The sequence below is a fragment of the Paenibacillus sp. PK1-4R genome (assembly GCF_030369595.1).
GTDB lineage: Bacteria > Bacillota > Bacilli > Paenibacillales > Paenibacillaceae > Paenibacillus.
In genome coordinates, this window is the sequence record NZ_CP126535.1 from 4,912,217 (window position 1) to 4,931,945 (window position 19,729).

Sequence of the window (19,729 nt, forward strand, 5' to 3'; positions counted from 1 at the left end):
ACACTATATCACAAATCCGTCTTTCCTGAAAATGCATACAGCGCCTGATGGCATAGGAAAAAAGGAAAAACGGGACGGGCAACAACTATGCCCGTTCCGCTTTCAGTTCCTTCCGCAGCTTCAAGGCGGTCTGATAGACGCCCTTCCAGTCGTCGGCAGTTACGGACGCCGGACTGTAACGAGTCTGTTCAAACTTCGTGAGAAGCTTATGCAATGTCGCTTCTGCAGCAGGTTTTGCCTGGCTCCAGCGGGCTACCGATTCACGAAGTGTCTCGTCTCCGCTCCGGGTTAACCCTTTGCGTTTCACATACTGAATCCAACGCTCGGTCTCTGCCACTACCTTCTGTTCAGGGGTGAGCGGTCCACCTGTCCGTAGACGAAGCAGGAAGAATCGCATGGAGAAACGATTACGCCAGAACATATATGCTACCCACAATACAATAATGGCTCCTGCAGCCCAGATAACAAAAGTCGGGATGGCAGACGATGTCTGCTCAGGTGCAGGGGTCTGCTCTTCCTCTTGTACCGGCTCCTCTTCTGGCTCTTCTTCAGGCTCATCTACAGGCTGTACATCAGGCTGTTCCGTCAGCAGCGGCATATCAAAGCCCGGCGTTGCTTCAACAGGAATCCATCCATACTCACCAAAGTAAACCTCTGCCCAAGAGTGTGCATCTGCATTGGTAACGGTGTAGGTCGTCTCAATCTCCGCGCCAGGTTGACGTGGAGCCTGCATGTCCGAATTCAGGGACAATTGTCCAGGCGCATAACCTTTAACCCATCTTGCAGGAATGCCCTCCGAGCGCGCCATCATCACCAGCGCAGTCGAGAAGTAATCACAGTAGCCTTCCATAATATCGAACAGGAAACCTTCCACAAAGTCGCCGCTTACTTTTCGAGATAAATCCGGATTGTTCGTGTATTCAAAATTAGTTTGTAAATAGTTTTGCAGTAATGCCACTTTTTCATACGGAGTATTCGCAGATGCCGTTATCTCGGCTGCCAGATTCGACACCCGGTCAGGGAAACGGGATGGTAACTGCAAGTACATATCATCTGCCGGATTACTGTTATACAGATCTTCAAATGACTTTGTACGAAGCTCATCTTCCACAATCACAGGGGCTTCCGACACGATAGTATATGTCTTGGGATACTGTGGTTGCTGACGGTCTGTCACCACATGCAGTTCAGCCTGTTCGGCATTCCACAACATCCGATCCGTTCTGTCCTCACCGTTAATCGAGCTAACTTCCGAGATCGAATAAGCACCAAAGAGAATCGGATAGACATTATCATTCAGCATCGTTACGTTCTGAGTCACTTGTTTGGTATTCACATTTCCGGATTCCTGGTTCTCCAGAAGCTGTCCGGCTTCAACATTTTCTGTCGCACCCCGTCCACGGTCATCCCAGCCTGTGCCTGTATACTCTGCACGTGTCTCACCACGCCAGTAACTGCGCTCATTGGTCGTGACAGACATGACAGGGGTATAGTCGAAGTTAAACCCCCCACCAAGCTGATTGTCTTCCCTGCTGTATCCCGATTCGGTAGCCGCGGGAATATCAAGGTTTCCGTTACCAGCCTGACTTGTGGAAGTTCCGGTATAGTTACGCCACGCCGTATAGGGGTCCGTCAAGGTGGGTGGAATCTCCGGCATATTGACGCTGGCTACAATAATCAAAGAAAAGATAATGGCAATATTGGCCAGGACTTTATAAGGATACCGGATAATTCGTTTCCAACCTTGTGGATACTGTAGCTGATAGTTACGGAAATGCTGACATACGAGCCATCCCATTCCCGCAAACATCACCCACGCGATTTCAATCCAGAGTGGAATCTGGGTGAAAGAATCGAGAATCCCCATCGAAATGATGTTAACACCCAGAAAAACAAGAATACGACGTGTTGTGGTCACGAGTCGAAGCGCAGCTTCAAGCATCACCCATGCACACAGGGAGAACCAGATGTACGGCGTCATGTGTAATATGAATTGCTCCGCTCGGTCCGTTAAAGAGCCATAAGGGATGTACACGGTGTAATCAATCAGCGTTTTATGCAAAATGTAACCAACAACGACCGCCTTGATGATCGCCCGATACATTGTTTTAAAGGGCAGAATGACCTCCAGCACACTGACTGCTGCAAGTGTCCATAACACCAGAGAAGTGGTCTCCGTGTACCACGATTCCTGCGTAAATGAAATCCACTGCATTCCAATCAGGAAAATCCAGAGCAATGACGCTGCATGATACCAGGATCGTTTGCCCGCAATACTTTCATTTCCTTTTGAACTCATACAGAACCTCCCCCCATCACCGTTGGAAGCTCCTGCAAGTGAGAAACAGTGAATGACCTCGTGCCTCTTCCACGCAACATGGCATTCCACTCGGCACTTCGGCGGGATTCACTGGTATCGATCAGAATATGACATGGAGTCATGCCCCGCGTATCGGCCCAGCGCAACAGTTCCATTATTTTTTCATCCTTCTGGGGAGAAATCACGACAAAGTAAGCTCCCTGAGGCAGTTGACGTGCGATTCTTTCCACGCCGGGCAACAGATGGGTATCCTGACCGTTATATTGAATATCCACCAGATGATGCATCATCTTCTGTCGTTCCATCAGACTTTCACTGGGGGCCATGAAGGATGTCTGGTCTGACAATGTCAATAACCCCATCCCCATTCGTTCCCTGACACCATACTCCAGCAGAGAGGCAGCCGTGGAAACGGCAATTTCAAATGCATCCCCATGTTCATAACTTGATGCCAGCGCATCCAGAACCAGAATGGTTTTGGGCACAGACTCATGTTCAAACTCCTTGGACTTCCAGTTCCCTGTCTTTGCCGTTGCATTCCAGTGAATGCGGGAAAGTCGATCTCCGTATACGTAGTCACGTACACCATTGATCTGAGTGGTCTCTCTCCGTGAGCGGGTTAACGCCGTCTGAGGACCGGATAACCGTGATTTGCGGTCGTAGAGCTGCCAATATGGAATAAATACCGTTCTTGGCAGTACGCGAAACTCACCTTTGGCCTTAAACTTTCCCCGATGTTCAATCAGTCCAAATATGTCCTCGCTGGCACATTCCGTTTCTGAAAAAACATACTTCCCCCGCTCAAGTGGCGGTGTCTGAAAAGACAACTCGCCATTACCTCTCATATTGGGAATCAAACTTTCCTTGAACGACCACGATTCTCCGTTATGCCGATGCAGCATTTCACGCACAACAACATAGGGAAGCGGGAGGAATCCCGGAATAGTCAAACTCAGCTGTACTTGAACCTGGTCACCCGCATGCAGCAATTCTTCGTGGTCTGGACCAGAAGATAACCTACGAACTCCTTGAGCACGTCTTACCCCGCTAAATCCAGCAATGGCAAGGTACACACAGAGCAGGGTCACCATCGACAGCAGCATAAGGGATGTCTTCCCGCCCTGAAACAAAACATAAGCCAGACAACACATCCACACCATTGCGATGCTCCATACGCGTGGGTGGCGTAACCCTCTATTGACTGTTCTCAAAAGCGGCTTCATGAACTATTGCCCCATGGAGACGGGCACGCGTACTTGCTGGAGTACGGCATTCAAAACGGCCTCGGAACTCATACTGTCCAGTCTCGATTCGGGACGAAGCACAATACGATGAGAGATCACATAAGGGGCCATCGTTTTCACATCATCCGGAAGCACATAATCACGTTCCTGTAAGAAAGCAAAGGCTTTTACGGCCATCATGAACGATATGGCTGCCCGTGGGCTGGCACCCAGCAATACAGATGGGTGGGAGCGGGTTTGGCGAACAACATCAAGCAGATAGTCCATAACCGGATCACCGATAAAGACCTCTTTAATCTCCTGCTGGATTGCCGAGATCTGGTCCATATGAGTCACGGATTCAAGGCGATCTACAGGCTGACCGAGCTGATGCTGTTTCAATAGAATTTTCTCAATTTCCTTATCAGGATAACCTAGACTTATTTTCAACATAAACCGGTCGAGTTGTGCTTCCGGCAACGTATACGTACCTTCAAAATCAATCGGATTCTGAGTTGCACAGAGCATGAATGGATGTGGCAGATCATACGTATCGCCATCAACGGTTACGCTGCGCTCCTCCATCACTTCGAGCAGAGCCGATTGGGTTTTTGTTGTGGCCCGGTTAATCTCATCAGCCAGCAAAATGTTGGTCATCACAGGACCTGGCCGGAAATAAAAACGCTCATCCTTCGGATGGAACACAGATACGCCCGTAATATCACTAGGTAAAATATCAGGATTACATTGAATACGCCGGTACTCACCACGCATGGATTTCGATAATGCCTTGATTAATTGCGTTTTGCCAGTTCCCGGTACGTCTTCAATCAGAACGTGCCCGCCTGCAAGCAAAGCTGTAAGTAAAAGTTGAATTTCAAAGGATTTCCCCATAATACAGGATTCCAGATTTGAACGAACTGCGGATATGATTTGGATCGACTCTTTGCGCACAGGCATGTGGTCTAACCTCCTAAAAAAGCATACAGATTTCCTTTTATTGTACATGATCCAGAGTCACGAGTACACTCGAAGGAACTCACAATTTGTTTCCAGCCCGTCAGATTCACCGCAGTTCACGCATGAATACGACAAAAAAGCCCCGGATAAAAGTTATCCGGAGCCTCTGCTGAATCGCAATATGTTCAAGGAGATTTCTCATTCTATGTTAACCTTTTGGTCTAACCACCAATGCCGCGAGAAAAGAAAAGATGATCGCTGACGATATTCCCGCTGCTGTCAGATCAAAGATCCCGGTAATAACTCCAATCCATCCCTCTTTCTCAAGTTCAGTCAATGCCCCATGTACCAAGGAGTTGCCAAAACTTGTGATGGGTACAGAAGCACCTGCTCCTGCAAACTTGACCAACGGATCATAGAGACCGAGTGCATCAGCAACTGCCCCTGCCACAACTAGTGTACTCATGGTATGAGCTGGCGTCAGTTTAACCCCATCCATTAGAAGCTGTCCGACAACACAGATCAAACCGCCAACAATAAATGCCCACAAGAACTGCATTACCTTTATCCCTCCTTTTCAATAGCTACGGCATGTGCAATACAAGGAATACTTTCACCCTGCTGGTACGAAATCGGAGATAACAGCGCCCCCGTAGCAACGACGAGCACCCGTTTAAGATCACCCTTCTGCATCCGGTTCAAAATGTGACCATAGGTGACGGTGGCAGAACATCCGCAGCCACTTCCCCCGGCAACAACATAAGGCTGTTTCTCCCGATCATAGATCATCAGGCCGCAGTCATTAAAAACCGTCTGTTCCATGGGAATGCCTTCTTTTTGCAAAAGCTCTTTCGTAATTGGCAGACCGACGGAAGCCAGATCCCCGGTCACAATGAGATCATAATAGCCGGGTTCCAATCCCGTATCCCTGAAATGAGAAATTATAGTGTCGGCTGCTGCTGGCGCCATGGCTGAACCCATATTAAAGGGATCTTTGATGCCCAAATCCATAATGCGTCCAATAGTGGCTTTGGTAACAACGGGACCATCACCAGTACGGGAGACCACACCACACCCTGATCCTGTGACGGTATATTGCGCATAAGGCGGCTTCTGGGAGCCATACTCCGTCGGATACCGAAATTGTTTCTCCACCGTACAGTTGTGGCTCACCGTTCCTGCAAGGACATAATCTCCAGCTCCAGAGTCAACAATCATGGACGCTAACGCTAACGTTTCCATGGAAGTAGAACAGGCTCCAAAGACACCCAGGTAAGGCACACCCAGTTTTCGCGCTGAAAAGGAACTGCTGATAATCTGGTTCATCAGATCTCCACCAACAAAAAATTGAAGCTCTTCCTTGGTGATATTTGCATTTACCAAAGCCAGCTGAGAGGCCTGTTCGAGCAGTTTGCGTTCTCCCTTTTCCCACGTTTTCTCGCCGATCTCGAGGTTGTCGTAGACATAATCGAAATCAGATGACAGTGGACCCTCGCCTTCTTCTGGTCCTACAACTGCGGCTTTACCGATGATCCGCGGACGATTCTCAAACTGCCATGTCTGGCGACCCAATCGTTTCACAGGTGCCCACCTCCAAATCCCAAAAAGGCGTAAACAATCCCTACGACAAATGCTGCCACGACACCAAACACGATAACGGAACCAGCAAGTTTAAACATGTTGGCCCCTACACCGAGCACCAGTCCTTCAGCACGATGTTCCAGTGCAGCAGAACACATGGAATTGGCAAAGCCGGTAACCGGCACAGCAGTTCCTGCTCCTGCCCATTGAGCCATTTTATCGTAAACGCCGAGACACGTTAGAATAACCGATATGAGAATCATGACCGCCACCGTAGGACTGGAAGCTTCCTTCGATGTCATGTCGAAACCGGCCATAAAAGCCTCTTGAATGGCCTGTCCAATCAAACAGACGGTACCCCCAACCAGAAATGCTTTGAGGCAATTTTTCAGGATTGGACGAGGCGGCTCATGTTTTTTTGCGACTTTTTTGTACTCCTTTTCATCCATGGACAGGGACGATGATTTTTTTTCGCTTCCGGATGCAGATTGAGCTGGCAAGATACAAGACCTCCTCTATGTGAAAATGGTTCAAAGCTACGGCTGAATGCCAATGTGTGTAATTCTATATTCATTGTTTGTTAATAATCGGAAGGTTATGTATCCGGCGACAGACAGTATATGTTTCCAACAAGATCATGTTGTGGAAGCAAGATGGGAATAGCAAGATGGGAATACGCCGGTTCTGAGGACTTTTAGATACATTCTATAAATAAAGAAGAACAATCACGAGCAAGATAAAAAGAACGATAAACAGTACTTTTTCCGTGCCCTCTTCTGGAGGCTTCATTGGATATATAGCTCCTTCCTATAAACAGACCAACAAATATTGAACAAAAAGAACATCACAAAATGATGACATCTCCTCCATATATTCATATTCATTGAAGTGGCATCAGGACTGCGACTACAGCGGATAGAGTCATGAAACTTGGACACGGTAAGCGCCCAAAACATGCCTTAAATACGTGACATAAACATGGACAATCACTTGCGCAAGGTTCATACTGTAATGTGACCAGTGGTTAAATAACAAGTCCTCAGCATATTAAAGTGCATGTTCAAAAAGATAAAAGACTTTTTGAACTACATCTTAAAGGACAACAGGCGGGTAGCCGTTCTACTGTGACCTGAAATACATACCAACAGAGGAGTTGTTGATACACATGAATGAAAAAACGATGGATATGTTTCGTACGTTGACGGAATTTCCTTCCGCATCCGGTTTTGAACGTGAGCTTCGCGGCTGGATGAAAGATAAGCTTTCCGCTTATACCGATGAGTTCGTCCAGGATCGCCTGGGGAGTCTATTTGGTGTATTACGCGGGGAGGAATCCGGTCCCAAAGTTATGGTAGCCGGACACTTTGACGAAGTCGGTTTCATGACTACTGGCATTACGGAAACGGGTATGGTCAAATTCCGTCCACTGGGTGGATGGTGGAGTCAGGCTGTACTGTCTCAGCGATTGGAAATCATCACACCTGATCGTCGCATTACCGGAGTTGTAGGTTCTACACCTACACACTTGCTGGACGAATCCCAGCGGAATAAACCTGTGGATCTGAATTCCATGTATCTCGATATTGGAGCAGACAACCGTGCGGAAGCAGAATCTTGGGGCATCCACCCAGGGATGCAGATCGTACCAATCTGTGAATTCACGCCGATGGCGAACCCGAAAAAAATTATGGCCAAAGCGTGGGATAATCGTTACGGCGTTGGACTTGCACTTGAACTGGTTGAAGCGCTGCACAAAGAAAAACTGCCTAACACGCTTTATGCTGGTGCAACGGTTCAGGAAGAACTGGGGCTTCGCGGTGCACGTACGGCGGCCAATCTGATTCAGCCTGATATTTTCTTTGCACTTGACTGTAGCGCGGCGAATGATATGACAGGTGACAAACAGTCATTTGGACATATCGGAGAAGGCGCATTGCTTCGTATTTTTGACCCGGGTATGTTCACCCATCGCGGCATGGTCGAATATGTTCAAGATACGGCTTCATCCAATCAGATCAAAATGCAGTATTTCATCTCACCAGGTGGTACCGACGCAGGTCAAGTGCACCTGAGTGGAATTGGTGTACCATCAACAGTTATTGGTATCTGCGCACGTTATATCCATACCTCATCTTCCATCATTCATACAGACGATTACGATGCAGCCAAAGAACTGATCGTGAAGCTGGTCAAAGGTCTGGATCGGACAACGATGAATACCATTATTAATAACGCGTAACAGTTGACAAGAGATCTCCTAACTATATTGGGAGGTCTCTTTTTTTATATCCACAACTATAGAATTGGACACATAGATTAATAGGCCGAACATTATAGGGGATTACACATAAGATACAATAACGGAAGATGAATTAAACACCAAGCAGCGGGGGACCTGTTATGGCAGTGAGAAGGAATGGAAAATCGAATAAAGGTTCCAAAAAAACAAATGCCGCAAACACCCTTCTCAATGGCAACCTTAAAGGAAGAAATCTGGAACTTATCGTTGCAGCATTACTGGTAAGTGGGAAGTTAAGAGTGGATGCGGTCACGTTGTTTCGAGAAGCTACTCTGGTCGTTGAACTGGTTGGGCAGTATAAAACGTTACAAAATATTACACCATCGAATCAAGACAAACTGGTGCAATTCCTCGATGAGATCGGTGGCGATATGACGTTGAATGACGTTATACGGGCTTTCCAACAGAGAATCAATTCCTAAACGCCAAGAAATGAGGTTGAAGTGATGTCTGACTTTGACGGAAATGGGTTCGCTGAGCTACTGATCATTGTCATTCTTGTTGTTTTATTTGTATTTGGTTCTTCCGATATTGACGACCTGACTGATTCTCCTTCTCAATCCTGAATTGGCTAGGTTATTACGATCCATTCATTATGAAATCCATACCTGTAAACGCCAGCCCACAATATGCGGGCTGGCGTTTTTTTGGATGGCTATAGAAATAGCGGTGAGAATGCAATCCAGGCCAAAATAAGAGTAAGCACAATGCAGACATTCTCTACAACGGCCCCACGCTTGGTCCCTGTACTCATCAGATTCACCCGTATGCGCCACTTGAGCGGTGGTAACGGACGAATACCCCGATTGGTTAGTGAATCGGCCAACAAATGCATCGCATATGCCGAGCCTCCCGCTACCCAGATCTCCGGTCCCTGCTGCTGGGTCGTGCTGTACAACAAGCCCGCCCATATTGCGGTTCCGTACAGGGTATGTGTCAGTCCCCTATGAGTCAGTGTGGTGCAGAGCATTAACAAACTGCCTGCAATCAAGTTCCACGGTGCGAACGCGTGACCATAGAAGACCAGTCCGAGTCCAATCGCAAACATCAACACTTTGCGAAGCGAACGTGAAGGCAGGAATGACACGAGCGCAACGAGGATCGCAAGCAACAGGTTCCATGGTTTGGCATGAACATAGAAGTACACAAATACAGCTGTGGGCAACAGAATCGTCTGTAACAACCTGATCAGACTGTTAGGCAAGGCTCTGGATACCAGCAGCGAATTCGGCTCATCAATGTCAGGCAATAACGAACCAATCAGTGCAACCGTAACTGCCGGCGCTGTCACTGGCATACCGGCCAACTGCAGAACAGAAAGTGACACGCCTGTCCCGATAATAAGGTGGGATCTTCCCATCATGATGCAAAAACGTCCTTTCGAAGAAATCGGGAACAATACGGCCCAGTTCCGATTTTACAACGAAAACAAAATAAGAACAATAGTTCGCATTTCTTATTTGTATGAAAATAAATATAAATTTCTGTGATGGGGCTCACAATATTATATTTATGACTCTTCTATCTTTATTAGTGAATTAAATCACATAAACTGTCGTCAACTACTTGTATAATTTCAAATATAAACCACTAAAATTGTTGGTAATGTACAGCGTCTATCCAAGGAGGCATACACACATGAACGGAAAAAAAGAGAAAATCGTTATCATAGGTAACGGAATGGCAGGAATCAGTACCGTTGAGCAAATTTTAAAATTAACTACGCGATTTGATATTACTGTTTTTGGCACAGAGCCCTACCCTAACTACAACCGCATTATGTTGTCCTATGTATTGGAAGGAAGCAAAACACTGGATGACATCGTACTGAATGATCTCCACTGGTATCAGGATTATGGTATTACCCTCCATACAGGAACAACCGTAACCCGAATTGATTCGGATACCCATGAAGTTGTGACTGAAGATGGAACTCGCGTTCCTTATGACAAAATCATCATTGCTACTGGCTCCAATTCCTTTATTCTCCCAGTACCTGGACATGACAAAGAAGGTGTTGTCGGTTTCCGTGATATCGCCGATTGCAATGTCATGCTGGAAGCTGCTAAGCAGTATAAACGAGCGGCCGTTATCGGAGGTGGATTGCTGGGTCTTGAAGCTGCCAAAGGTTTGGTACAACTTGGCATGGAAGTTACCGTAGTGCATCTGATGGAAGATCTGATGGAGCGTCAGCTTGATCCGCAAGCTTCAGCCATGTTGAAGGCAGAACTCGAACGTCAGGGTATCCGGTTCAAGATGGGTGCGCAGACTTCCGAACTGCTGGGCGGCGAACGCGTTGAAGGGATACGTTTTGTAGATGATACGGTTCTGAATGTTGATTTTGTGGTCATGGCTGTAGGCATTAAACCCAATACGACTGTAGCCCGCGAAAGCGGTATGGAAGTGAACCGGGGTATTGTCGTGAATGACTATATGCAGACTTCACTTGAGAATGTGTACTCGGTAGGGGAATGTACAGAGCACCGCGGGGTATGTTACGGCCTCGTTGCCCCATTGTTCGAGCAAGGTATGATTCTGGCGAAACATATCTGCGGGGTCGAAACGGCTCCGTATGAAGGTTCCGTAGTATCCACGAAATTGAAAATTTCGGGTGTGGACGTGTTTTCAACCGGTGAATTCATCGACAGCCCAGAGCACACCGTCATTTCGCACAAAGATGACTGGAAACGGACTTACAAAAAAATTCTGCTTCGTGATAAAAAAATGGTCGGCGCTGTTCTCTTCGGTGACATTACGGATTCTGCCGAATTGCAGAAACTGATTAAAAATCAAACCGAAATGACCGAAGAATTGTATGCTTCACTCATGGGTACAGGCTGCGGCGGTCATAAGAAAGCAACCTCTGTTGAAACGATGCCCGAGGACGAGATCGTCTGTGGATGTAACGGGGTAACCAAAGGAACCATTGTTGATGTCATTACAAACCAGGGCCTTACCACTGTAGATGAAATCAAAGCCTGTACCGGTGCAACCCGCTCTTGTGGTGGATGTAAACCAGTTGTGGAACAGATTCTGCAATATGTACTTGGAGACAGCTTCAGTACTGGAGCCAAACAGGGCATCTGCGGATGTACTTCCATGGGACGGGATGAGATTGTAGCCGAGATTCGTGCAAAAGGATTACAAACGACCAAAGAGGTCATGAATGTACTGGGTTGGAGTCAACCTGAAGGTTGTTCCAAATGTCGTCCGGCGATCAACTACTACCTTGGCATGATTGCACCAGACACACACGAAGATGAGAAAGAATCCCGTTTTGTTAACGAACGGATGAATGCAAATATTCAAAAGGATGGAACGTATACGGTTGTACCTCGGATGTACGGCGGGGTGACTACACCAGCGGACCTCAAACGTATCGCTGACGTTTCAGTCAAATATGATGTGAAAGCAGTCAAAGTGACTGGCGGTCAGCGTCTCGACTTGATTGGTGTCAAAAAAGAAGATCTGACCAAAGTCTGGGCTGAACTGGATATGCCTTCAGGTTATGCATACGCCAAATCGCTGCGTACGGTCAAAACATGTGTCGGCTCCCAATTCTGCCGATTCGGTACACAGGATTCCATGGCCATGGGCGCTCGCATTGAACGAAAATTCGAACGTCTGGATCTGCCAGCCAAGTTTAAATATGCTGTCAATGGTTGTCCGCGAAACTGTGCAGAGGCATGTACAAAAGATATCGGTATCGTTGGTAACGACGGAGGCTGGGAAATCTTCATCGGTGGTAACGGCGGTATTAAAGCTAGACTGGCTGATTCCTTATGCAAAGTGAAAACAGATGACGAGTTGATTGAACTGTGCGGAGCCATCATGCAATATTATCGCGAGACAGGTAACTATCTGGAACGGACGTCCGAGTGGGTGGAACGCTTGGGTCTGGAGCATATTCGTTCGGTTGTCGTGGATAACCTTGAGGAACGTAAAGCGTTGATGCAACGAATTGAATTTGCACTTGAGCATGTTGAAGAACCTTGGCAAAAAGCGATTCGCAATGAAGAAGGCCAAAGCAAAATGTTCCATGGTATCGAAGTATCGGCTCGTCCATAAGTAAGCTCGCAAGATTAATGCTGCCGGAATGTTAAATATAGATAAGGAGTGGTTTAAGATGACGACAAAACAATCAGGCACCTACTTCCCTGCCGGAGTAGTTGAAGAATTCCTGCCACGAATCGGAAGAGTAGTTGAAATTAAGGATCATCAGCTTGCTGTCTTTCGTGCATCGGATGGTACCATCTTCGCTGCAGATAATCACAACCCCCACCCTAAAGGTGGACCGCTGGCTGAAGGCATCGTGTCCGGGCATTATCTGTACGATCCGCTGTATGATTGGAAAATCGACCTGACTACCGGTCTTGTGCAAGCACCGGACAACGGTCAAGTACAGATGTATCCGGTGAAGGTAGAGAACGGCCAGGTCTGGATTGAAATATAGCTCCATTGAAACGTTCAAAGATTGATGCAAAATAATGGGGGAAACCGTGATGTATACACCAAGTGTTGAGGGAATTATTGAAGCTGCGGTTAAAAAACGGGATCAAATGAACGCAAGCCTGCCACGTTATATGGTTGCTGCCTTAATGGCTGGTGCCTATGTAGGGCTTGGCATCGTTCTGATCTTCAGTATTGGTGCTCCGCTCCTTGCGGCACAGTCACCACTGCAAACCATGTTGATGGGCATGTCCTTCGGACTTGCCCTCACGCTGGTCATCTTTGCCGGATCGGAATTGTTTACAGGTAACAATATGTTCTTCACCATGAGTACGCTGGCTGGCCGAACCACAGTGAACGAAACGCTGAAGAACTGGGGGCTCGTCTTTGTTGGTAACCTGCTCGGCGCAATTCTATTAAGTCTACTCATTGTCGGTAGCGGTCTGTTCAAAACGGCCACACCGGAACATCTGCTGTTTGTCGTCTCTGCCAAAAAGATGGCGGCGCCCGTGTCTGAGTTGTTCTTCCGAGGCATTCTGTGTAACTGGCTCGTCTGTCTGGCGATCTGGATGGCAGCTCGCTCCAAAGAAGATATCGCCAAACTTGTTCTTATCTGGTGGTGTCTGTACGCATTTATCGCAAGTGGTTATGAGCACAGTGTTGCCAATATGACTTTGCTCTCTTTATCCTGGTTGCTGCCAAACCACCCGGATACAATCACGATGGCAGGTTGGTTCCATAACATGATTCCGGTAACGCTTGGTAATATCATCGGCGGTGCCCTCTTTGTTGGAATGGCGTACTGGTATACTTCTCCGGTACGTAAAAAATCATAATTTTTGATTTAACTGCACTTATGTAGCGCTAGAGCACAACATCTCCACACTGAAGCCACGATGGATGCCGAACTCACGTTCAATCACACATCGTGGCTTTTTATTGTTTGTCGTTAAGCTACTACCCTCTCGTACGTTTCCCTTTCACCCTCTCGTCCTTCTATAGAGAATTAAAACTTCATTTTACTTTTGTCGCTATACGCGTTAATCCACAGTTGACATAACTGGCGTATAGTCGATGGATACTCACACTTATATTCAACCAGCAAAGGATGAACGCTTATATGGGAATTCACACGTACTTCAGGTCACTGAATGATCTTGAACGTATTATTCGCACACCTGGCAAATTCAAATTCGAAGAACACAGCGTATCCGCCCATTCCTGGAAAGTCGTACAGTACGCCAAAACGCTCGCAGATATTGAGGAGCAACATGGAACCACAATCGATTGGAAGAAGTTATACGAAATTACCAGCAGTCATGATTATGGCGAAATCTTCATCGGTGATATCAAAACACCAGTCAAACATTATTCACTGGAGCTGCGTTCGATGCTGCAGAAGGTGGAAGAAGGTATGGTTGAACATTTTATTAATGAAAATATTCCTGAAGAGTTCCAGCCTATTTTCCGCAGACAGCTGCGTGAAGGCAAAGACCAATCGGTCGAAGGACTGATTCTCGAAGTCGCAGACAAGATGGATCAAGTATATGAAGCCTTTGCTGAGCTCCAACGTGGCAATACGGAGAAAGAATTTATCGTTATGTACCGTTATGCGTTGGTCAAAATCAAAAATATCGACCTCCACTGTGTGCAGTATTTCCTGGAACAGATTCTCCCCGACATGATCGATGAAGGTATCCGCTCCCCGTTTGATATTCGCAAAATAACCGAAGAAGCTCTGGCCCAGTAATCAGCTCAAGTCAACATGGTTCTCATCATCCATGGACAGGGCTTTTTTTCGTTCCTGCAATTGCAGTCGGTACTCGCTAGGGTACATGCCCGTTTTGTTTTTGAAAATCCGGCTGAAATAGTGGGAATCACTATACCCTACCGCTCCACCAATGGTCTTGATATCCATATTCTCGTGCGTGACGAGCATACGCTTCGCTTCATTAATCCGCAGACCTGTCATATATTTCAGCGGAGTCTCGCCCGTTACTTTCTTAAAACACTTTCCCAGATAGTCCACACTAAAATGCATCTGTCCTGCCATGTCCTGGAGTGTAAACTCATGCATGTAATTCTGCTTCAAATACAACTTAACGGCCTCTGCGATATCCTCCGGCTTCACCTGTTCATCCAGCACGGCACTGACATGGGCAAGCGAATCCACAGCGCTCCCAAGCTTCAATTCCATCGCATCCAGCAGTGTCCGAAGCTGTTCTTCCGATAATGGTTTGAGCAGATAATCCTCCACCTTGTAACTGATCGCCTGCCGCGCATATTCGAATTCATGATAACCACTCAGAATGACAATTTTCACATGCGGATAGGCAAAATACAGATGTTTGGCGAGTTCCAATCCATTCATTACCGGCATCTGTATATCCGTTACAACCAGATCAGGTACGGAATGTTCAATGAGCTGTAACGCTTCCTGACCGTTCCGCGCTTCACCAATCACCTCAAACCGGGTGTCCAACTCTCTGAATTTGCGTGAGACATTCCGGCGAATCAGGGCTTCATCTTCCACAATAATCGTTCTGTATTTGATTGTCATGGGTTCAGTCATGCTCCTTTCCAATGGAACCACCTATGGTAATCTGGACACCGCCGGAAGGCTTGTTCCTAATCTGCATGCGGGCTGCCGTGCCATACCATAATTTCAATCGGACCCATATATTCTTGAGTCCCATTCCGTTAATTTTAAGGTCAGGCATACGCTCCCACTCCTGTGATTGTTCGATGTAATGCATGATCTTGGCAAGTGCTTCGGGTTCCATGCCAGGCCCGTTGTCTTCCACGTGGATCTGCCAGGTCTGCTGTTCCGCATCCATATCTCCAGTAATATTCAGTTTCCATGGCGGGGTATCACCCAGTCCATATTTCATGGCATTTTCGAGTAGTGGTTGTACCATCAGCATCGGAACCTGGATAAGCTGCATCTCTTCCGGAATATGAAACTCGTAGTGTAGATCATCCTCAAACCTAATCTTCATACACTCCAGATATCGCTCACAATAATCCAATTCTTGAGACAGTGGAACCCCACTCTTTCCCGGAGTAGAAATATAACGCAGCATAGACGCAATATTGGCGCAGAACGCGACAATCTGCTCATTCATGCTTTCTTCCGCCATGATGCTAATATTTGTGATGTTGTTATAGAGAAAATGCGGGTTCATCTGGGATTGCAGCGCCAGTAATCTCGCTTCTGTCTCCTGAGATTTCATCGCCAGCCTGTCCTGAAACGATTGCACAAGCTGTTGATTCAGCCGGATAAACGTATCATTTAGCTCATCCATCTCCCGGATAGAACCGGGATGCTCCAGCTTGAACAACTGACCGGAATCCTGACCCGATACCAGATCATTCTCACCCGTTTTCTGAATAATGCGCTGCAAGCGATGTAGCGGCAATGTAACCCGTTTGGAGATTAGATACGAGAGAACCAGAATCAGCATGAGAGTAGCTAACGTCGCACCGATAAACATCACAGCCATCCGGTTGAGACTCGCGAAAAGGGACTGTTTGGACTGCATGACAACAACGGTCCATCCTGTCTCCTGTGACGTCATGTACGTCATCATCTGTTTGGAATGATTCAACGGATCGGTGATCTCCTGCATCGTATCCGGTGGAAATGAAAGATTCTGAATCAAGTCCACATCATCGAAGTGGCTAGCTTGAGAAGCATCATCAACCGAAGAAAGTGGATACAACCGTGTATTTTGTTCATCCACTACATAGATCCGAAGATCATCGTTACTCGCCTGCAAATCATTCAAATGCTGGAACAGGGTTCCGGCATCCTGCAAAATCTCAACAACACCCTGGCTGACATAGTTGCCATCTTTGTACACCCGAGTAAGGGAAATGTAGGATTGATCTGATTTCCCCTCACCTGTTGGCATGGGCAAAGCTCCCCCCTCTAACAGTTGAATCACCCGCCAGCCGCTCCGCTCCCAGGTTTCCTTGTACCACGGTCGCTTAGTCAGATCCACAGACAGTTGACCGTTGAATGCACCCGCTCCCAGCATCTTGCCATTTACATCATAGATATTGGCCTGTTTGGCTGTATTGGAGCTGCTAATGATCGCGAGAATGACATCAATTAGTGTGGTTGTATCCTTATACAATGCCGGATCACTCGTCATTGTCTGCTCGCTATCCTCCGCTGGTGCCAAGTAGTGACTGAAGTGTTCTTTGACCAGATTGGAGTACACGATATTCATGGAGAAGTTGTTCATTTTCACCACTTCCTGATCCAGGTTACTGACGATTGACACCCCCAGTTGTCTCTGTTGTTCTTCACTTCGATGACGAATGTCACTTGCGAGAAAAACATACAGAAGCCCCGCCACAATCAGCGAAAAGATAATAAATACCGCAGAGTAATAGGCAAACAGACTTTGCTGAAGCGTTCCAAATCGATATCGCAATTCCCACACACCTCGTTCTATGATGATATCTGTCACACCATTCGAAAATGTCCACCCAACTGAACGCTTTTGTCTATTGAGCACATCCGCTGTTCACAGTAAAGTTATCCACATAAGAATACGCTTACATTAAGCGTTTCGGCAAGTGACAATTTTCTTTATATTCCGGGAGGTTTAATGATGAGAAAACGATTTCTATTTTCGCTTGCAAGTGTGCTCCTGCTCTCCACTCTGCTGCTTGCCGGGTGCAACTCAGGTAAAAGTACGGAAGGTTCGGGTAAGGTGACTCTCACGTTTGGAACAAGCCAATCCGGTATACCGCGTACAGGCATCATGCAGACGATGGCCAAGGAATATAAGCAGGAGACCGGTGTCAAAATTGATTTTCAGGTCGTACCTGACGCACAGTGGCGTGACCTGATCAAGGTAAAGCTGGCCTCTGGCGAAGCACCTGACATTTTCAATGTTGATGTGGACCCACTGAGCATGCCGGCTAACGTAAGACCAGAGGAAAATGCCATTGACCTAACCAATGAGGAATTCACAGGTCGGATGTCTGAAGAGATTTTGCCAACCGTCAGTCACAATGAAAAGGTGTATGGGGTTTCTTTTGCGCCAACGAAAATCTGGTATGTGTACTATAACAAACGTATCTTCCAAGAGCTCGGCATAGAGCCTCCTACATCCTATGCCGAATTCAAGGCGATCAGCCAGAAAATTAAGGATAAAGACATTATTCCGTTCTATCAGGCACCTGCCAGCGGGTGGTATCAGGTTCTGCCTTTGTTCGAAACGGGACCTAACTATGAGCAAACAACAGCGGGAACCTACGAGAAATTAAATAACAATGAGATGAAAGTCGCAGATATGACGCAACTCAAGACGGTCATTGAACAGTTAAAAGAATTTGCGGATCTCGGTTATTTCGGCAAAGACTTCTTGTCCAATACGGTAGAAGCGGGAATTGAAGCGTTTGGTCAGGAAAAAGCTGCTATGTTGCTTCGGGTTCCAGGGACGGAAAAGGAAGTTTCCGAAGCGTATCCGGCAATGAAAGACAATATGGGGTTCTTTGTCATGCCGTGGGGAGATAATCAGACGATTGGTGTGAATCCCGGCGGTTCAGCTGCCATGTTTGGTAACAAAAACAGTAAACATCCTGAAGAAGTGCTGAAATTCTTCCGCTGGATTACAGAGCATGATCATCTGCAACGTGTGTTCGATGAAGGTGAAGGCAATCTGACGATCTGCTGGCCGGAAATCGAACCTAAGCTGACACAGGACTATATTGATTATGAGAAAAATCATGAAAAAGGTACGGTCATGCAGGCCGCTGTGAAATATATTGATCCACAATGGATGGATATTGGCAAGGACTTGTCAGGCATGTTCGCTGGCGCAATGACACCGGATCAGATTTTGCAAAATATTGATAAACGTCGTGCTGAACAAGCCAAAGTGCTGAAAGATGAGAAGTGGCAGTAACAGCGCATATTTCAGATAAATATAAACGCTGAACAGTGTTACATGCAGCGGGCGTTTGCCCGCTCATGTATTTTGGCAGGAAGGAAAGGTGTTACCGGTTATGAATGCAAACAAAATCTATCCCTGGTATTTCTCATCTGGAGCGATTGTATTATATCTGCTGTTCATCGTTGCTCCCGCCCTGCTGGGCATCTATTATTCCTTCACTGACTGGAATAGTTATAGTTCGGAGAAGAACTTTATCGGTCTGGAGCATTTCCGCACTATTCTGGCGGGTGATCCGACCTATCTGCTTTTTATCAAAAACACAGTCCTCTTCACCCTGGTTACATCCATCGCCAAGACGGTTCTCGGCTTGTTTCTGGCCCTGCTGCTGGTCAGCGGTGTAAAGGCCGCGAATCTGCACCGGATGATCATCTTCTCCCCACAGGTGCTGTCGTTCCTGATTGTTGGGCTTGTGTTCAAAAGTCTGCTCGACCCAAACAACGGGTTCGTTAACGTAACCCTGCGTTCATTAGGGCTGGATGTTCTCGCCCAGAACTGGCTGGGCTCCCTAACCTGGGCCATGCCATCCATCATGGCAGTGGACACGTGGAAAGGCATGGGGTACATCATGGTGCTGTTCATCGCCGGACTGCTCGCCATCCCCCGGGATTATTACGAGGCAGCGTCCATTGACGGCGCCGGATTTGGGCAAAAGCTGTTCCGGATCACCATTCCGATGCTGATGCCTACCATTACCATCGCCACGGTACTCAATATTACGTATGGGCTGAGAGTATTCGATGCCGTATACGTGCTAACCAACGGTGGCCCCGGTAACGCAACAGATGTCATTAACACGGCTGTCTATTCCTCTTTTGCCAAAGGGTATTGGGGACTGGGGAGTGCGCTATCTACCATTCTGTTTGTCATCATGGCGATCATCTCCTTTTTCATCATTCGTTTGATGAACCGAAAGGTGGAATACTGA

The 19,729-nt window shown here is 47.1% G+C and carries 17 protein-coding genes; 8 read left to right on the forward strand and 9 right to left on the reverse strand.

All coding sequences use genetic code 11. The features are described from left to right. Nucleotides 1-85: 85 nt before the first annotated feature. The 6 genes from QNO02_RS21390 to spoVAC all read right to left on the reverse strand — a co-directional run bounded on the left by QNO02_RS21390 (nucleotide 86) and on the right by spoVAC (nucleotide 6,584). A complete protein-coding gene (locus tag QNO02_RS21390) occupies nucleotides 86-2,299 on the reverse strand; it encodes a DUF4129 domain-containing transglutaminase family protein (protein WP_289389908.1) in 2,214 nt (737 codons plus the stop codon). After that, the gene (locus QNO02_RS21395; RefSeq protein WP_176872547.1) at nucleotides 2,296-3,543 is read right to left on the reverse strand and encodes a DUF58 domain-containing protein; all 1,248 of its coding nucleotides are present in this window, start codon (nucleotides 3,541-3,543) and stop codon (nucleotides 2,296-2,298) included. Before QNO02_RS21395 ends, QNO02_RS21390 begins: the two co-directional genes overlap by 4 nt. A gap of 3 nt (nucleotides 3,544-3,546) precedes the next feature. After that, nucleotides 3,547-4,503 carry an AAA family ATPase gene (locus QNO02_RS21400; RefSeq protein WP_036615157.1) on the reverse strand — a complete coding sequence of 319 codons (957 nt, stop codon included), beginning with the start codon at nucleotides 4,501-4,503 and terminating at the stop codon, nucleotides 3,547-3,549. 208 nt (nucleotides 4,504-4,711) lie between these two features. Continuing rightward, a complete protein-coding gene (spoVAE, locus tag QNO02_RS21405) occupies nucleotides 4,712-5,062 on the reverse strand; it encodes a stage V sporulation protein AE (protein ID WP_091028336.1) in 351 nt (116 codons plus the stop codon). Between the two features lie 5 nt (nucleotides 5,063-5,067). Continuing rightward, a complete protein-coding gene (spoVAD, locus tag QNO02_RS21410; protein ID WP_076214289.1) occupies nucleotides 5,068-6,084 on the reverse strand; it encodes a stage V sporulation protein AD in 1,017 nt (338 codons plus the stop codon). Then, entirely contained in the window at nucleotides 6,081-6,584 is a 504-nt protein-coding gene (gene spoVAC, locus QNO02_RS21415) for a stage V sporulation protein AC (RefSeq protein ID WP_036615164.1), read from the reverse strand. The genes spoVAD and spoVAC overlap by 4 nt, the downstream gene beginning before the upstream one ends. Nucleotides 6,585-7,249: 665 nt before the next feature. Here spoVAC and QNO02_RS21420 point away from each other — a divergent pair. Both QNO02_RS21420 and QNO02_RS21425 read left to right on the forward strand, forming a co-directional pair. After that, on the forward strand, nucleotides 7,250-8,323 hold the full coding sequence (locus QNO02_RS21420; RefSeq protein ID WP_074095923.1) for a M42 family metallopeptidase: 1,074 nt from the start codon (nucleotides 7,250-7,252) through the stop codon (nucleotides 8,321-8,323). Nucleotides 8,324-8,484: 161 nt separating this feature from the next. Then, nucleotides 8,485-8,805 carry a hypothetical protein gene (locus tag QNO02_RS21425; protein WP_076214284.1) on the forward strand — a complete coding sequence of 107 codons (321 nt, stop codon included), beginning with the start codon at nucleotides 8,485-8,487 and terminating at the stop codon, nucleotides 8,803-8,805. 233 nt (nucleotides 8,806-9,038) lie between these two features. On the opposite strand, the gene QNO02_RS21430 is transcribed toward QNO02_RS21425, so the two are convergent. Beyond that, nucleotides 9,039-9,746: a metal-dependent hydrolase gene (locus tag QNO02_RS21430; RefSeq protein ID WP_289389909.1), complete on the reverse strand. Its 708-nt coding sequence runs from the start codon at nucleotides 9,744-9,746 to the stop codon at nucleotides 9,039-9,041. A gap of 275 nt (nucleotides 9,747-10,021) precedes the next feature. Between QNO02_RS21430 and nirB the strand changes: the two genes are divergently transcribed. The 4 genes from nirB (at nucleotide 10,022) to QNO02_RS21450 (ending at nucleotide 14,582) form a co-directional block, all read left to right on the forward strand. Further along, nucleotides 10,022-12,451, forward strand: a complete 2,430-nt coding sequence (nirB, locus tag QNO02_RS21435; protein WP_289389910.1) for a nitrite reductase large subunit NirB — start codon at nucleotides 10,022-10,024, stop codon at nucleotides 12,449-12,451. Between the two features lie 58 nt (nucleotides 12,452-12,509). Then, on the forward strand, nucleotides 12,510-12,836 hold the full coding sequence (gene nirD / locus QNO02_RS21440) for a nitrite reductase small subunit NirD (RefSeq protein WP_091028331.1): 327 nt from the start codon (nucleotides 12,510-12,512) through the stop codon (nucleotides 12,834-12,836). 49 nt (nucleotides 12,837-12,885) lie between these two features. After that, nucleotides 12,886-13,668 (forward strand): formate/nitrite transporter family protein, encoded by a 783-nt coding sequence (locus QNO02_RS21445; RefSeq protein ID WP_091028330.1) that lies wholly within the window; start codon nucleotides 12,886-12,888, stop codon nucleotides 13,666-13,668. A gap of 284 nt (nucleotides 13,669-13,952) precedes the next feature. Beyond that, complete coding sequence (locus QNO02_RS21450; RefSeq protein ID WP_091028327.1) at nucleotides 13,953-14,582, forward strand: YfbR-like 5'-deoxynucleotidase; 630 nt, start codon at nucleotides 13,953-13,955, stop codon at nucleotides 14,580-14,582. On the opposite strand, the gene QNO02_RS21455 is transcribed toward QNO02_RS21450, so the two are convergent. After that, nucleotides 14,583-15,392 (reverse strand): response regulator transcription factor, encoded by an 810-nt coding sequence (locus tag QNO02_RS21455; RefSeq protein WP_289389911.1) that lies wholly within the window; start codon nucleotides 15,390-15,392, stop codon nucleotides 14,583-14,585. A gap of 4 nt (nucleotides 15,393-15,396) precedes the next feature. After that, nucleotides 15,397-17,274: a sensor histidine kinase gene (locus QNO02_RS21460; RefSeq protein ID WP_289389912.1), complete on the reverse strand. Its 1,878-nt coding sequence runs from the start codon at nucleotides 17,272-17,274 to the stop codon at nucleotides 15,397-15,399. Between the two features lie 177 nt (nucleotides 17,275-17,451). Between QNO02_RS21460 and QNO02_RS21465 the strand changes: the two genes are divergently transcribed. Both QNO02_RS21465 and QNO02_RS21470 read left to right on the forward strand, forming a co-directional pair. Then, complete coding sequence (locus QNO02_RS21465) at nucleotides 17,452-18,756, forward strand: ABC transporter substrate-binding protein (protein WP_289389913.1); 1,305 nt, start codon at nucleotides 17,452-17,454, stop codon at nucleotides 18,754-18,756. A 100-nt stretch (nucleotides 18,757-18,856) separates the two neighbouring features. Continuing rightward, nucleotides 18,857-19,729, forward strand: a complete 873-nt coding sequence (locus QNO02_RS21470; protein WP_091028318.1) for a carbohydrate ABC transporter permease — start codon at nucleotides 18,857-18,859, stop codon at nucleotides 19,727-19,729.

What these genes read in the sequence shown, in the direction of transcription:
- QNO02_RS21390 (WP_289389908.1), bottom strand. Translation starts at nt 2,299, where the DNA reads ATGAGTTCAAAAGGAAATGAAAGTATTGCGGGCAAACGATCCTGGTAT.
- QNO02_RS21395 (WP_176872547.1), bottom strand. Translation starts at nt 3,543, where the DNA reads ATGAAGCCGCTTTTGAGAACAGTCAATAGAGGGTTACGCCACCCACGC.
- QNO02_RS21400 (WP_036615157.1), bottom strand. Translation starts at nt 4,503, where the DNA reads ATGCCTGTGCGCAAAGAGTCGATCCAAATCATATCCGCAGTTCGTTCA.
- spoVAE (WP_091028336.1), bottom strand. Translation starts at nt 5,062, where the DNA reads ATGCAGTTCTTGTGGGCATTTATTGTTGGCGGTTTGATCTGTGTTGTC.
- QNO02_RS21420 (WP_074095923.1), top strand. Translation starts at nt 7,250, where the DNA reads ATGAATGAAAAAACGATGGATATGTTTCGTACGTTGACGGAATTTCCT.
- QNO02_RS21425 (WP_076214284.1), top strand. Translation starts at nt 8,485, where the DNA reads ATGGCAGTGAGAAGGAATGGAAAATCGAATAAAGGTTCCAAAAAAACA.
- QNO02_RS21430 (WP_289389909.1), bottom strand. Translation starts at nt 9,746, where the DNA reads ATGATGGGAAGATCCCACCTTATTATCGGGACAGGCGTGTCACTTTCT.
- nirB (WP_289389910.1), top strand. Translation starts at nt 10,022, where the DNA reads ATGAACGGAAAAAAAGAGAAAATCGTTATCATAGGTAACGGAATGGCA.
- nirD (WP_091028331.1), top strand. Translation starts at nt 12,510, where the DNA reads ATGACGACAAAACAATCAGGCACCTACTTCCCTGCCGGAGTAGTTGAA.
- QNO02_RS21445 (WP_091028330.1), top strand. Translation starts at nt 12,886, where the DNA reads ATGTATACACCAAGTGTTGAGGGAATTATTGAAGCTGCGGTTAAAAAA.
- QNO02_RS21450 (WP_091028327.1), top strand. Translation starts at nt 13,953, where the DNA reads ATGGGAATTCACACGTACTTCAGGTCACTGAATGATCTTGAACGTATT.
- QNO02_RS21455 (WP_289389911.1), bottom strand. Translation starts at nt 15,392, where the DNA reads ATGACAATCAAATACAGAACGATTATTGTGGAAGATGAAGCCCTGATT.
- QNO02_RS21465 (WP_289389913.1), top strand. Translation starts at nt 17,452, where the DNA reads ATGATGAGAAAACGATTTCTATTTTCGCTTGCAAGTGTGCTCCTGCTC.
- QNO02_RS21470 (WP_091028318.1), top strand. Translation starts at nt 18,857, where the DNA reads ATGAATGCAAACAAAATCTATCCCTGGTATTTCTCATCTGGAGCGATT.